The organism is Paracidovorax sp. MALMAid1276 (genome assembly GCF_049198005.1).
Lineage (GTDB): Bacteria > Pseudomonadota > Gammaproteobacteria > Burkholderiales > Burkholderiaceae_C > Acidovorax.
In genome coordinates, this window is record NZ_JBMIRS010000218.1 from 1 (window position 1) to 14,355 (window position 14,355).

Annotated in this window: 12 protein-coding genes; all 12 read right to left on the bottom strand. The window is 67.1% G+C overall.

Translation table 11 applies throughout. The annotated features are described in order from the left end of the window. Positions 1 to 318 precede the first annotated feature (318 nt). Positions 319 to 1,086: an enoyl-CoA hydratase gene (locus tag ACOQFS_RS17875; protein WP_421564176.1), complete on the bottom strand. Its 768-nt coding sequence runs from the start codon at positions 1,084 to 1,086 to the stop codon at positions 319 to 321. A 145-nt stretch (positions 1,087 to 1,231) separates the two neighbouring features. After that, entirely contained in the window at positions 1,232 to 2,098 is an 867-nt protein-coding gene (locus tag ACOQFS_RS17880; protein WP_421564177.1) for an acyl-CoA thioesterase, read from the bottom strand. Between the two features lie 31 nt (positions 2,099 to 2,129). Further along, positions 2,130 to 3,023, bottom strand: a complete 894-nt coding sequence (locus tag ACOQFS_RS17885; protein ID WP_421564178.1) for an alpha/beta fold hydrolase — start codon at positions 3,021 to 3,023, stop codon at positions 2,130 to 2,132. Positions 3,024 to 3,291: 268 nt separating this feature from the next. Next, positions 3,292 to 4,491, bottom strand: coding sequence for an acetyl-CoA C-acyltransferase (locus ACOQFS_RS17890; protein WP_421564179.1), 1,200 nt, complete (start codon positions 4,489 to 4,491; stop codon positions 3,292 to 3,294). 11 nt (positions 4,492 to 4,502) lie between these two features. After that, positions 4,503 to 5,012 (bottom strand): DUF4442 domain-containing protein, encoded by a 510-nt coding sequence (locus ACOQFS_RS17895; protein WP_421564180.1) that lies wholly within the window; start codon positions 5,010 to 5,012, stop codon positions 4,503 to 4,505. Between the two features lie 11 nt (positions 5,013 to 5,023). Next, a complete protein-coding gene (locus tag ACOQFS_RS17900; RefSeq protein ID WP_421564181.1) occupies positions 5,024 to 7,429 on the bottom strand; it encodes a 3-hydroxyacyl-CoA dehydrogenase NAD-binding domain-containing protein in 2,406 nt (801 codons plus the stop codon). A 121-nt stretch (positions 7,430 to 7,550) separates the two neighbouring features. Beyond that, a complete protein-coding gene (locus tag ACOQFS_RS17905) occupies positions 7,551 to 8,000 on the bottom strand; it encodes a DUF2147 domain-containing protein (RefSeq protein ID WP_421564182.1) in 450 nt (149 codons plus the stop codon). Positions 8,001 to 8,061: 61 nt separating this feature from the next. Further along, positions 8,062 to 9,858: an acyl-CoA dehydrogenase C-terminal domain-containing protein gene (locus ACOQFS_RS17910; protein ID WP_421564183.1), complete on the bottom strand. Its 1,797-nt coding sequence runs from the start codon at positions 9,856 to 9,858 to the stop codon at positions 8,062 to 8,064. A 5-nt stretch (positions 9,859 to 9,863) separates the two neighbouring features. After that, entirely contained in the window at positions 9,864 to 10,616 is a 753-nt protein-coding gene (locus tag ACOQFS_RS17915; protein WP_421564184.1) for a TetR/AcrR family transcriptional regulator, read from the bottom strand. Positions 10,617 to 10,927: 311 nt separating this feature from the next. Beyond that, complete coding sequence (slmA, locus tag ACOQFS_RS17920; RefSeq protein WP_421564185.1) at positions 10,928 to 11,590, bottom strand: nucleoid occlusion factor SlmA; 663 nt, start codon at positions 11,588 to 11,590, stop codon at positions 10,928 to 10,930. 316 nt (positions 11,591 to 11,906) lie between these two features. Next, complete coding sequence (locus tag ACOQFS_RS17925; protein WP_421564187.1) at positions 11,907 to 13,361, bottom strand: ATP-binding protein; 1,455 nt, start codon at positions 13,359 to 13,361, stop codon at positions 11,907 to 11,909. A 178-nt stretch (positions 13,362 to 13,539) separates the two neighbouring features. Further along, complete coding sequence (locus ACOQFS_RS17930) at positions 13,540 to 14,247, bottom strand: response regulator transcription factor (protein WP_421564186.1); 708 nt, start codon at positions 14,245 to 14,247, stop codon at positions 13,540 to 13,542. Positions 14,248 to 14,355: the final 108 nt, after the last annotated feature.

The window sequence follows — 14,355 nt, forward strand, 5'->3', positions numbered from 1 at the left end:
CGCCGGGCGCGCACCCCGGCTCCCGCCCGTGAACTAGGCATGCGGGTTAGTTTCGAGAACGAGCGTATGCGCCAAGGCTTCGACGGGCTCAGCCCGAACGGGCGGGAGGCGCCCGCGCTACAACACGCCCCGCGCAGCGCCCCAACTGCGGATAGCCCCCCGACCGCGCCCGATCAGGAGAACCTGTCAATTCACGGGTAACGTCGACGCCGCTGACGCGACCACCCAATTTCAGCACTTGCTGAAATCGGGTTTGCTCCTTTTAGCGAAAACGCCGATCCGCTGCGCAGCCCCCGCCGCTGGCGCGGCGACCCGCTTTCAGCACTTGCTGAAATCGGGTTTGCGTTTTTCCATGAACGCGCCAAAGGCTTCTCGGGCGGCGGGCTCGCGCAGCATGCGGCCGAAGCTCTCGCCCTCCTGGGCCATCACCTCCAACACCTTGGCCTGCTGCCCCGTCTTCATCAGGCGCTTGGTTTCGATCAGTGCCGACAGTGGCTTGGCCGCCAGCTTTTTCGCCTGGGCCTGGGCATAGGCATTGCATTCGGTGGGCGGCACCACGCGGTTGACGAGGCCCACTTCGAGTGCGGCTTCGGCCATGAAGGGCTCGCCCAGCAGCAGGGCCTCTGCCGCACGGTGATACCCCAGCATCTGCGGCACCAGCAGGCTCGATGCGGCTTCAGGGCACAGGCCCAGGTTGACAAAAGGCATGGAGAACGCGGCGTTGTCGCCGGCGTAGACCAGGTCGCAATGGAACAGCATGGTGGTGCCGATGCCCACCGCTGGGCCGCAGACCGATGCGATCACGGGCTTCGGGAAGGTGGCGATGCCGCGCAGAAAGCGGAACACGGGCGAGTCCTGCCCGGCTGGTGGCTTTTGCAGAAAGTCGCCGATGTCGTTGCCGGCGCTGAAGATGGCCACATCGCCCTGGAACACCACCACGCGCACGCCGGCGTCGGCCTGGGCGGCTTCGAGCGCGTCGGCCATGGCGGCATACATCGCGCTGGTGATGGAGTTCTTCTTATCGGTGCGGTTGAAGGTGATGGTGGCCACGCCGGCTTCGGCGTGCACGAGGATGTCTTGGGTCATGTCAGGGGCCTGGGTGAGATGGAAAACGGGGTGGACGAGGAGGATGTGGCGGTGGTGGTGGGCGGGCGGCTCAGTGGTCGGAGTGTGCGCGCTGAAAAGCGAAGGCCAAACGCCACACCCAGGGCCTGCGAGAACGCGGAGCGGCTCACTCCTTGTAGTAGACCACCTGGTGGCTGGTGGCCAGCATGGTGCCGGCCTCGTTCCACAGCTGCACGGTCTGGTCAAAGAAGCCATTGCGGAACTCCTGGCCGCGCGCCTGGCCCAGCAGATAGCCGGTGCCCGTGGCCTGCAGCTGCGCTGCGCTGGCGTGAAAGTACACCGTGAGTGACACCGTCCCCGCTGGCACCTGGCGCGCGCGGCGCAGCCACACGCGGGGGAAGAACACATCGGCCAGCGCGGACAGCGCCACAAAATCGAGCGGCCGGGGCGGCGTGTCGCGCATCCACAGCTGCGTCAGGCTGTGGTCGCCGCTGCCATCCCAGGTGCGCGGGATGAACCCCGCGAGCGGACGCATCTCGTAGCGGTTGAGCCACTCCACCGCTTCGGGCGGCACCACCACGGCCTTGCGCTCTGCGGGCGGCGCCACCTCCGGCATGGGCACGTCGCCCACGCTCCAGGTCTCGCGGCGCACGGCCGTGACGGCCGTGGCGGTGGTGGTGACGACCGGCGCACCGTCGGCACCGGCCTGCAGGATGGACAGCGTCCAGTGCTGGGTGGAACGGTTGGTGCGCACCGGCGTGGCCTGCACGGTGAACGCACCAGCGGTCAGCGCGCCCGCGTAGTTGACGGTGAGCGACAGCGGGTCGCCCAGCCGGTCGGGGTGCTGCATCACCGCCTGCAGCAAGGTGGCGGCCGTAATGCCGCCAAACGGGCCCACCATGTTCCAGTAGCCGGGGTGGGTCTGCCCCTCGTACTGCCCTGCCGCAGTCGGCGCGGGTGTCAGCTGCAGCGCTTCGTCCAGCGGGTGGATGGACGACGCCGACGAAGTGGTCGGAGAAGTAGAAGAATTCATGATGGGTGCGAGTGTGCCGTGGTTCGGCGGCTCAGGCCGTCGTGCCGGTGACTGCGTGGCCGGGGCCCACGGCGCCTGCGCCCAGGGAGGCCAGCGCCGCCGCCGCGCGCGGCCACAGGCTCTGGCGGAACTGGTCGCGGAAGAACCCGAAGTGGCCGATGCGCCGCACCTGCAAGTCGGCCGGGGTGATGCTCTCGACCCGACGCTCGGTGTTGGCGTACAGGTTGACAAGATTGTGCGTGCCGCGCAGGGTCATCAGCTCGTCATCGGCCATCGACAGCGCCAGCACCGGAAAGCGCACCGCGCCATAGCTTTGCGCCACGGCAGGCCCTTCGGCGCCCACGCTGTAGGCCGGGTGCAGGCACCAGCGCCGCCACTGCAGAATCACGCCCGCAGGCAGGTCGCCCACCTTCTTGAGCGTGCGCCCCGGAAAATACCCGCACAGCCGCGTGGCCAGCGGCACCAGCACCCACCAGAAATACGGAACGATGCGCTTGAGCTGCGGCGCGTTGTCGCGCCAATAGCCACTGCCCGCAGCCACGCTGAGCAGGCCCGCCACCTGCTCGGGCTTCTTGAGCAGGCCCGGCAGCTGTGCGCCTAGGCTGTGGCCCAGCAAATACAGCGGCTGCGATGGCAGCGCGGCCTTGGCGGCGTCGATCACGGCCTCGTAGTCCTGCGCCCAGTCGAACAGATCCGCCTTCACATCACGCATCGCGCCCTGTAGCGAATCGCCATGGCCCCGGTAGTCGAACGTGGTGACCCGAAACCCCTGCTGCGCCATCCACAGCGCAAAGGCCTCGTAATACGACTGCCGCACCCCCATCGCGCCGCCGATCACGACGCTGGCGCGTGGAGCGCCCTGGGGTTCATAGACCCGCAGCGCCAAAGACGCTGCACCATTCACCTGCAAGGTTTGCTTGTCCATGTCTGTCTCCTTGGTTCACAACCGATCTGCGTCGGCTTGAAGAAAAGAAACTATCGCTGGGGGCCAGGCCCTGGCTTCGACAGGCTCAGCCCGAACGGCTGGGGTGGCACCCTTGCCTTCTTGGCTTCTCGCTTTCCCCCCCGCCCTCCAGGGCGTAGCGAGCGGGATCAGCTGCTAGGCGGACGGAGCGCAGGAACCGGAACGTACTTGACGTACGTGAGGATTCCGAGCGCCGCCCAACGACGCAGATGGCCCGCGCAGTAGCCAGTTACAACGCCTCGATGATGCCGGCGGCGCCTTGGCCGGTACCCACACACATCGTGACCATGCCGTACTTCAGCTTGTGGCGGCGCAGCGCATGCACCACAGTGGCGGCGCGGATGGCACCGGTGGCGCCCAGCGGGTGGCCGAGGGCAATCGCACCGCCCATGGGGTTCACCCGGCTCGCGTCCAGGCCCAGCGTGTTGATGACGGCCAGCGACTGGGCAGCAAACGCTTCGTTCAGCTCGAACCAGCCGATGTCTTCGTGCTTCAGGCCCGCGTAGCGCAGCGCGGCCGGAATGGCCTCAATGGGGCCGATGCCCATGATTTCGGGCGGCACGCCGCGGGCGGCGTAGCTCACAAAGCGGGCCAGGGGCGTGAGGCCGAATTGTTTGACGGCCTTTTCGCTGGCCACGATGAGGGCGCCCGCGCCGTCGCTGGTCTGCGAGCTGTTGCCGGCCGTGACGCTGCCGCGCGCGGCAAACACGGGCTTGAGCTTGGCCAGGCCTTCGAGGGATGTGTCGGGACGCGGGCCTTCGTCCAGGTTCACGGTGCGGCGCTTTTCCACGACTTCGCCGGTGGCGAGGTTGGGCGAGCGCTCCACGATCTCGATGGGCGTGATCTCGTCGGTGAACTCGCCCGCCTTTTGCGCCTTGATGGCGCGCAGGTGGGATTCGAGCGCAAAGGCATCCTGCGCTTCGCGGCTCACCTTCCACTGCTGGGCCACCCGCTCGGCCGTCAGGCCCATGCCGTAGGCAATGCCCACGTCTTCGTCGCGGGCGAACACCTCGGGGTTGAACGAGGGCTTGTTGCCCCCCATGGGCACCAGGCTCATGGACTCGGCACCGCCCGCGATCAACACGTCGGCCTCGCCCACGCGGATGCGGTCGGCAGCCATCTGCAGCGCGGTGATGCCCGATGCGCAGAAGCGGTTCACGGTGACGCCGCCCACCGGGTGGCTGAACGCCAGCCCCATGGCGATGCGCGCCATGTTCATGCCCTGCTCGCCCTCGGGGAACGAGCAGCCGATGATGGCGTCTTCCACCGCCTTGGGGTCCAGCGTGGGCACCTGGGCCATGGCGCTCTTGACGGCCGCGACCAGCAGGTCGTCAGGCCGGGTGTTCTTGAAATAGCCGCGGCCCGAGCGCCCAATGGGCGTGCGCGTGGCGGCAACGATGTAGGCGTCCTGGACTTGTTTTTGAGCCATGGTGAAACTCCTCAATGCTTGGTAGGGCGGCTGGATGGAACCCAGGCCCAGGTAAATACACATTCGACCGGCTCTGCACCGGCGTCGTCGGTCACGGTGACGGCCACCTGCACCTCGCCCTTGTCGCCGGCCCGCAGGGCGGCGCGCTGCTCGGCGCTCAGCGTGGCCACGGCCTTCAGGCCGCCCGTGGCGCGCTTTTTGAACGCCATGGAAAACTCCTTGGCCAGCGGCAGACAGTCGTCGCGCACGTTCATGCCCACGACCATGCCGGTGGCCGTCTCGGCCAGCAGGTTCATGGCCGAGGCGTGCACGCCCCCGATGTGGTTCTGCACGCGGCGCTCGTTGGCCAGATGCACCTCGACACGCTCGGGCGAGAGCGACACGAACTTCACCCCGGCCGTGCCGGTGAAGGGCACGGCCCGGCGCAGGACGATGTTCTGCACGAAGCCGCGCAGGAAGGCGGGGGCCTCGTCCAGGCGCATCAGCGAGCGCTGCAGGCGGTTGGGGGCTTGGCTCGTCATGGTGATGCGGGTCAGTTACGAACCGGCTTGCCAGTGGAAAGCATGCCCAGGATGCGCTCATGCGTCTTGGGCTGGCCGATCAGGTGGCAGAACACCTTGCGCTCCAAGGTGAGCAGGTATTCCTCGCTGACCAGCGAGCCAGGATCCACGTCGCCGCCGCACACCACGTTGGCGATCATTGCGGCGATCTGGAAGTCGTAAGCGCTGATGAAGCCGCCGTCGCGCATGTTCACCAGCTGGGCCTTGATGGTGGCCAGGCCGCTGCGGCCCGCCACGGGGAACAGGCGCTTGTGGGGCGCACGCCAGCCGCTGGCGGCCATGGACCGGGCCTCATTGATGGCCACGAACAGCAGCTCGTCCTTGTGGGGCACGATGATGTCGGACTCCAGCAGGAAGCCCAGCTTGCGCGATTCAATCGCGCTCGTGCCCACCTTGGCCATGGCTGCGGCGGTGAAGCCTTCGGTCAGGAAGGGCAGGATGTCCTTGCCCGTCGAAGCCGCCATGTTCTCGGCCGCACGGCGGGCGATGTAGGTCAAACCACCGGCGCCGGGCACCAGACCCACGCCCACTTCCACCAGGCCGATGTAGCTCTCCATGTGGGCCACGCGCTTGGCCGAATACACGGCCAGCTCGCAGCCGCCGCCCAGCGCCATGCCATGGATGGCAGCCACCACGGGCACCTGGGCATAGCGGATGCGCATCATCAGGTTCTGCAGTTCCTGCTCCACGCTTTCGATCGCGTCGGCACCACCCACCACGAAGGCGGGCATCGTGGCTTCCAGGTCGGCGCCCACGCTGAAGGGGGCATCGCCCGACCAGATCACCATGCCCTGGTATTCGGCCTCGGCCAGTTCCACGGCCTCCATCAGCGACTCCATCACCTCGGGGCTGATGGCGTGCATCTTGTTCTTGATGCTGGCAATCAGCACCTGGCTGTTGTCGAGCGTCCAGGCGCGCAGTGCCTTGTTTTCGAACAGCGTGGTGCCGGCCGTGCGCCAGTCCGGCAGGCTGGCTTCGCCCAGCAGCGGCTCGGGGAACAGCTGGCGCTCGTACACCGGCAGCTGGCGGCGGGGCACGAACTTGTTCTGCGATGCACTCCACGAACCTTGCGCGGTGTGCACGCCACCGGCTTCGGCCACAGGGCCCTTGAACACCCACTCGGGCAGCGGCGCCTTGCACAGCGCTTTGCCAGCGTCGATGTCTTCCTGAATCATCTTCGCCACGTCGAGCCAACCGGCCTCCTGCCACAGCTCGAAGGGGCCCTGCTTCATGCCGAAGCCCCAGCGCATGGCCTGGTCCACGTCGCGGGCGTTGTCCGCAATGGTGCCCAGGTGCACGGCGGCGTAGTGGAAGCTGTTGCGCAGAATGGCCCACAGGAACTGGCCGGGCGCGCCTTCGGCGTTGCGCAGCAGACGCAGGCGTTCGGCGGCGGGCTTCTTGAGCATGCGGGCGTACACCTCGTCGGCCTTCTGACCAGCGGGCACGTACTCTTCGCTTTCCAGCTCGAAGCGCATCACGTCGCGACCCACCTTCTTGTAGAAGCCGGCCTTGGCCTTCTGACCCAGGTGGCCCAGCTCCAGCAGCTTTTTCAGCACGGCGGGCGTGCCAAAACTTTCATAGAAGGGGTCGGTCTCCAGGCTCAGGTTGTCCTGCAGTGTCTTGATGACGTGGGCCATGGTGTCCAGGCCCACCACGTCGGCGGTGCGGAAGGTGCCGCTCGATGCGCGGCCGAGCTTCTTGCCCGTGAGGTCGTCCACCACGTCATAGGTCAGGCCGAAGTTCTCGACCTCCTTCATCGTGGCCAGCATGCCCGCGATACCCACGCGGTTGGCGATGAAGTTGGGCGTGTCGTGCGCGCGCACCACGCCCTTGCCCAGGCCGCTGGTCACAAAGGCTTCAAGCTGGTCCAGCACTTCGGGCTGGGTGGTGGGCGTGTTGATCAGCTCCACCAGCGTCATGTAGCGCGGGGGGTTGAAGAAGTGGATGCCGCAGAAGCGCGGCTTGATGCTGTCGGGCAGCACTTCGCTCAATTTGGTGATCGACAGGCCCGAGGTGTTGGACGCCAGGATGGCGTGCTTGGCCACGTGGGGCGCGATCTTGGTGTACAGGTCGAGCTTCCAGTCCATGCGCTCGGCAATGGCCTCGATCACGAGGTCGCATTCCTTGAGCAGGTGCATGTGCTCTTCGTAGTTGGCCTGCTGGATCAGCGCCGCGTCGTCGGCCACGCCCAGGGGCGAAGGCTTGAGCTTCTTCAGCCCTTCGACGGCCTTGGTGACGATGCCGTTCTTCGGGCCCTCTTTGGCGGGCAGGTCGAACAGCACCACGGGCACCTTCACGTTGACGAGGTGGGCGGCAATCTGCGCGCCCATCACGCCTGCGCCGAGCACGGCGACTTTTTTCACTTGGAATCTGGACATAGAAATCGGTGTTTTCATTCCGTTCGGGCTGAGCTTGTCGAAGCCGTGGCGAGAAGGTGGTTCAGGCCCTGCGACAAGCTCAGGGCGAACGGATGGGGTTGTGGTGAATGGTGCGCCGCGCTTACTGAACGCGGATCCAGGTCTGCGTGCGGCCGAAGGGGCCGACGGAGCCGCGCACCTCCAGCTTCTTGCCGCCCTCGATGGGGGTCATGCGCAGGGTGTAGTTGCGGCCGTTCTCGGGGTCGAGGATCTTGCCGCCCTCCCACACCGGCTGTGCGGCGTCCTTGGCCTCGGCCTTCCTGGCGCCCCGGATGATCTCCAGACCCACCAGCGGCTTGTCCTTGCGGTCGTCGCTGCACTCCTTGCACACCTCGTCGGGCTTGGCGTCCTTGGACAGGCGCTTTTCCAGCGCCCCGTTCAGCACGCCGCCGCCCACGTCGCGGATGCGGATCTCGGCCTTGGCTTCTCCGGTCTTGTCGTCGATGTTGCGCCACAGGCCCTCGGGCGTCATCTGCGCCCAGGCGGGGCAGGCACCCACTATCAAAACAATAGCTGCTATCGCTTTGTACATAAGCGCTCTCCGGTAAAAAAGCCAAAAATCTACGGTTCCGCGACAGGCTGGACGGCTTCGGTCAGGCCAGGGCCAGGTCCGTGTCCATCAGCACCTTGCTGCCGGCACGGGCCGTGCGCATCAGCGTCGCGGTCTCGGGGAACAGCTTGGCGAAGTAGAAGCGGGCCGTCTGCAGCTTGGCGCCGTAGAACGGGTCGGTGTTGCCGGCGGCGATCTCACGCAGGGCCACCTGGGCCATGCGGGCGAACAGGTAGCCGAACACCAGGTGGCCGGCCACGCGCAGGTAGTCCACGGCGGCGGCGCCCACTTCGTCGGGGTTCTGCATGCCCTTGAAGCCGATCTCGGTGGTGAACTTGGTCATCTGGTCGCCCAGCATGGCGATGGGGTTGATGAACTCGGCCATCTTCTCGTTCACGCCTTCTTCTTCCACCAGCTTGCCGATGAGCTTGCCGAACTTCTTGAGCGTGGCGCCGTTGTTCGACAGGATCTTGCGGCCCAGCAGGTCCAGCGACTGCACGGTGTTCGTGCCTTCGTAGATCATGTTGATGCGGTTGTCGCGCACGTACTGCTCCATGCCCCATTCCTTGATGAAGCCGTGGCCGCCAAAGACCTGCATGCACGCGTTGGTGGCAATGTGGCCGTTGTCGGTGATGAACGCCTTCACGATGGGGGTGAGCAGCGCCACCATCTCTTCCGACTCTTTGCGCACCTTCTCGTCGGGGTGGCTGTGCACCTTGTCGAGCAGCAGCGTGCAGAAGATCTGCAGCGCGCGGCCGCCTTCGGCATAGGCCTTGGCCGTCAACAGCATCTTGCGCACGTCGGGGTGCACGATGATGGGGTCGGCTTCCTTGTCCTTGGCCTTTACGCCCGAGAGGCTGCGCATCTGGATCCGGTCCTTGGCGTAGGCCAGCGCGTTCTGGTAGGCCACTTCGGTCAGGCCCAGCGACTGGTTGCCCACGCCCAGGCGGGCGGCGTTCATCATCACAAACATCGCGGCCAGGCCCTTGTTGGGCTCGCCCACCATGGTGCCGATGGCGCCGTCGATGGCGATTTGGGCCGTGGCGTTGCCATGGATGCCCATCTTGTGCTCCAGGCCCGTGCAGTAGATGGGGTTGCGGTCACCCAGGCTGCCATCGGCCTTGACGTTGAACTTGGGCACCACGAACAGGCTGATGCCCTTGCTGCCCTTGGGCGCATCGGGCAGGCGGGCCAGCACCAGGTGCACGATGTTGGCGGTCATGTCGTGCTCGCCGGCGCTGATGAAGATCTTGTTGCCGGTGATCTTGTACGTGCCGTCGGCCTGGGGCTCGGCCTTGGTGCGCAACAGGCCCAGGTCCGTGCCGCAATGGGGTTCGGTCAGGCACATGGTGCCGGTCCACTCGCCGCTGGTCAGCTTGGGCAGGTAGATCTTCTTTTGCTCTTCGGTGCCATGGGCGTGCAGAGCCTCGTAGGCGCCGTGCGACAGGCCGGGGTACATGGTCCATGCCTGGTTGGCCGAGTTCATCATCTCGTACAGGCACTGGTTCAGCACAAAGGGCAGGCCCTGGCCGCCGTAGGCCGGGTCGCAGGAGAGCGCCGCCCAGCCACCTTCCACGTACTTGGCGTAGGCGTCCTTGAAGCCCGATGGGGGCTTGACCTCATGCGTGGTCTTGTCCAGCACGCAGCCTTCGGTGTCGCCGCTGATGTTCAGCGGGAAGGTGACTTCGGCGGCAAACTTGCCGGCCTCTTCGATCACCGCATTGATGGTGTCGACATCCACCTCGGCGTGGGGGGGCATTGCCTTGAATTCATCGCTGACCTTGAGCACTTCGTGCATGACGAATTGCATGTCGCGCAGGGGCGGCGTGTAGGTAGGCATGGGGTTTACTCCTTGGAGGTGGTGGTTTGGTGGGAAACTTTGCGGCGCGGCGCGGCCGGGGCCTTGGCCACGCCCGCGGGCGTAGCAGACACCGGCACGGCGCTGTAGCGCGACAGGATGTTGTGAAAGCCCCGGATGGCGCGTTCGAGCGAGCCGGGGTTTTGCAGGAAGCGGGCTTCGTAGTGCAGCGCGAGGATGAGCCCGTGGATTTCGAACAGCATTTGCTCGGCATCCACATCGGGCTGCAGTTCGCCCAGCTCCTTGCACTGCTCGATGGCGCGGCGCATGGCTGTGTGCCAGGTCATCACCGAGCTGGCCAGCGCGTCGCGCACGGGGCCGGTGCGGTCGTCGAACTCGACCGCGCCGCTGATGTAGATGCAGCCCGAATCGATTTCGATGGAGGTGCGCTTCATCCAGTTGCCATACAGCGCGTGCAACCGCGCCAGGCCCCTGGCAGCCGTCATGGCGGGGTAGAACACTTCCTGCTCGAAGCGGGTGTGATACTCGCGGATGACGGAGATCTGCAGCTCTTCGCGCGAGCCGAAGTGGGCGAACACGCCCGACTTGCTCATGCCCGTGACGTCGGCCAGGGCACCGATGGAGAGCCCCTCCAGACCAATGTGCGTGGCCAGGCCCAGCGCCGCCTCGACGATGGCGGCCTTGGTCTGCTGGCCTTTTTGCAGGGCGCGCCCCGAGCCGGCACCGGCACTGGCGCGGGGCCTGCGGGTGGGCTGGCGAACATCGGGGGTGGAAGACATGGCTGCAAATAAAAACGAACGTTCGTTCTATTCTGCAGCAAATTCACTTCCAGGCCAAAACCCCCGAAAAAAATAGGGAGCGCACCCCAAAAAAAACGCACCGAGCCCTGCGCCCCTTGCGCAGCTCACGCGGCCCGCACACCGAGCTCGGCTCACAAAAATCAGCGAAGCGGTGCGGGCCAGGCGCTGCGTCGCAGGCCGTACGGGTAGTACGACAAGACGCGGCAACGACGCCAGAAGCGTTTTGTGAGGCGGTCTCAGGACCTGTTCAAGATCTTTTCGGGGATCCCGAAAAGATCTTGAACAGGTTCTCATAGCACCAGCGCCAGGCTGGCCTCAAGGTGCTCGGTCGGCATGCGCTTGAAGCCCGAGCGCGCATAGCGCTGCAGACGCCCCAGCGCGAACGCCGTCAGCACGCTGGCGGCCACCTGCGCGTCGACCGTGGGCGTGGCGGACGCCACAGTGGTGGCGCGCAGGCACTGGCGCAGCGTGGACTCGATGCGGTCAAAGAACTGGTTCATGCGCTGCTGCAGGCGTTCGTGCTCGAACACCAGGGCATCGCCCACCATCACGCGCACCATGCCGGGGTTGCGCTCGCCAAACTGCAACAGCAGCGCCACGATGCGCGCGGCCTGGCGGGCGCCCGCCTCGGCGGACTCGGCGGCCTCTGGCAGCTCTCGGCCGGTGATCTGGGTCACCAGGGTGAACACCGTCTGTTCGATGAAATCGATCAGCCCCTCGAACATCTGCGCCTTGCTGGCGAAGTGGCGGTACAGCGCCGCCTCGCTGACCGACAGGCGCGCCGCCAGCGCTGCGGTGGTGATGCGCTCGGCCCCGGGCTGCTCCAGCATGGCGGCCAGCGCCTGCAGGATCTGCACGCGCCGCTCGCCGGGCTTGGGCCGCTTGCGCACTGCGGGGGTGTCGGCGGCATCGGCGGGGCTGGCGGGCTCGGAATGGGGCGAGAGTTCGGGCATTCAGGAACAAGGATTCGGGTGGGGCAGCCTTGCGGCCGATGACGCCTGCGCCCCCGACAATCACCCGCCGGATGGGCGGGCTACGGAGCGCGGCAGGGCGTAAATCATGTGTGGAAATGATTCTCGCACAGGGCCCAAAGGGGCCAGGCGGCCAGGAGTCTGCGCGGCAGAAGGCATCGAAGCGAAACGCGCAAAAACCGAGGATCGCGGGGTCCTACCGACAAACCCAGAGTGGCGCCCTGGGCGCAGGCGGCAGTATCGCGCGAGACCGGTTAATCGTGCGTTGCAGCCGATGCCCCTTCTGCCGCGCAGCCTCCTACAGGCGGAACATCACCGTCACCACCAGCCCGTGCCCGGCAGAGCCGGTGCTGAGGGTGAGCGAAGCACGGTGCACCCGCGCGATCTCGTCGGCAATGGCCAGCCCCAGGCCCGTGCCCTCACCCACCGTGCCGGGCACGCGGTAAAAGCGCTGCATCACGCGCGTGCGCTCGGCCTCGGGCACGCCCGGGCCGTCGTCCTCCACCTCGACGAACACCCGCGGCGGCCCCGCGCGGCCCTGCCGCATGCCGCAGCGGATGGTGACGACGCCGCCCGCCGGGGTGTACTTGATGGCGTTGTCCACCATGTTGGAAAGCAGCTCGCGCAGCAGCCAGCCGTGGCCGGTGACGTGCACGGGCTGCACATCCAGCCCCAGGTCCAGGCCTTTGCCGGTGGCCGCGTCCAGAAAGTTTTCGAGCAGCGTCTCGCACAGGTCCTTCAGGTCCACCCGCTGGGGCGGCTGGGCGTCGAGGCTGCGCGCATCGGCCCGCGAGAGCGCCAGCAACTGGTGAGCGAGCTGCGACGTGCGGCGCGTGGCATTGCGCAGCTTCTCGATCTGATCCGCTCCCAAAACAATAGCACCCTGGGCACGCCCCTCCTGCGCTAAAGGCATTTTTTTATCAAAATCAGAGGGTGAAACGGGGCGCGGAGGGGCTGCCGCCTTGGCCATCATGGCCCAGGCTTCTACCTGCGCCTGCAGGCCCGCCAGCGGTGTGCGCAGCTGGTGCGCGGCGTCGGCCACAAAGCGGCGCTGCCCCTCGGCCTGGGCGTTGACCAGCGCGAACAGGCGGTTGAGCGAGTGCACCAGCGGGCGCACTTCGGCGGGCGACGCGGCTTCGTCGATGGGGCTGAGGTCGCGCGGCGAGCGGTGCTCCACGGCCTCGGCCAGGTCCACCAGGGGCTTGAACGCCCGCCGCACGGCCCAGTGGATGGCCAGTGCAGCGGCCGCCACCAGCACCAGGTTGGGCAGCAACACGCGCACCAGCAGTTGCTGCGCCCATTGCTGGCGCGGGTCGGACCCATCGGCCAGGGCAACCACCATCTCGCCGGCCCCGGTGCGGCCGCGCTGCACCGCGACGCGGTACGTCACGCCGCCGAACTCCACACTGTGAAACTCTGGCGCCTGGGTGGTGGGCACGGCGCTGTGCACCCAGGCGTCGCCCAGCAGCAGCCGGCCGCTCACATCGCGCACGCTGTAGCCCGAATATCCGGCGTTCTGGCGCAGGAACTCATCGACCGGGGGCGCCAGCAGCAGCAGCGGCGGCTCGTTGTCGCGGATGGGCGGCGCCAGCACCGAATCGGCCAGCGCGGGCAGCAGCCGCAGCAGCCGCTGGTCATGCCCGCCCGCCGCCTCATCGGCCGAACGGTAGTCCAGCCACACCCCCACAAACGCCAGCGCGCACAACGGCATCACCAGCATCATCAGCAGCCGGTTGCGCAGGTCGGACGTCATGGCACGCAGGCCCGGCCGCAGGCGTGCGGCTGGGCGGGACTCTGCCGGTGGGGGCTGCGGCGACGGCGGCTGTGGCTGCTGCTGTGGTTGCTGCATGGGGGCCGCCTGGGACTGCGTTGCAGGGGGAGGGAAAGGGATGAAACGACCTGGGACCCGGGGTGGACAGCGCCGCTGGCGGTCAGGCGGCCTGCTGCAGCTCCAGCCGGTAGCCAAACCCACGGATGGAGCGCAGCGCCACGCCGTGCGGCTCCAGCTTGCCCCGCAGGCGAGAGACGTACACCTCGACCGCGTTGGGGGTGATTTCCTTGTCCCAGCCGGTCAGCGCCTGCAGCAGCTTGTCCTTGCTGGCAGGCTTGGGGGCATTGATCAGCAGGTATTCCAGCACCGTCCACTCGCGCGGGCCCAGCTCGATGACCTGCTCGATCACGTGCTCGCCATGGCCGTGGCGCACGCTGGCGCGGCGGCCGGCCGTGTCCAGCTCCAGCGGGCCAAAGCTGAGCACCGCCGTGGTGGCAGCCTGCGAGCGCCGCAGCAGCGCCCGCAGCCGGGCCAGCAGCTCCGGCAGCTCGAAGGGCTTGACCATGTAGTCATCAGCCCCCAGGTCCAGCCCCTGCACCCGGTCGTGCAGCGCATCGCGGGCCGTGAGAATCAGCACCGGCATCGAGGGACTGGCCATGTCGGAGCGGCGCAGGCGGCGGGTCAGTTCCAGCCCGTCCATGGCGGGCAGGCCGATGTCGATGATGGCCGCATCGAACGACTCGGCGCGCAGCACCTCTTCGGCGCGCTCGCCGCTGCCCACCCAGTCCACCGCGTAGCCCGCGTCGGTCAGCCCCAGCTTGATGCCGCTGGCGACCATCACATCGTCTTCGACCAGGAGCAAGCGCATGTCAGACCTCTCCGGCGCCCGAGGCGCCCCGCCGTGTCTGATGCGTGGAAGTGCCCTGAACGCGCTCCCCGCCAGCAAACGCCGCGCAAGGGCCGCCCCGCCGCGCTG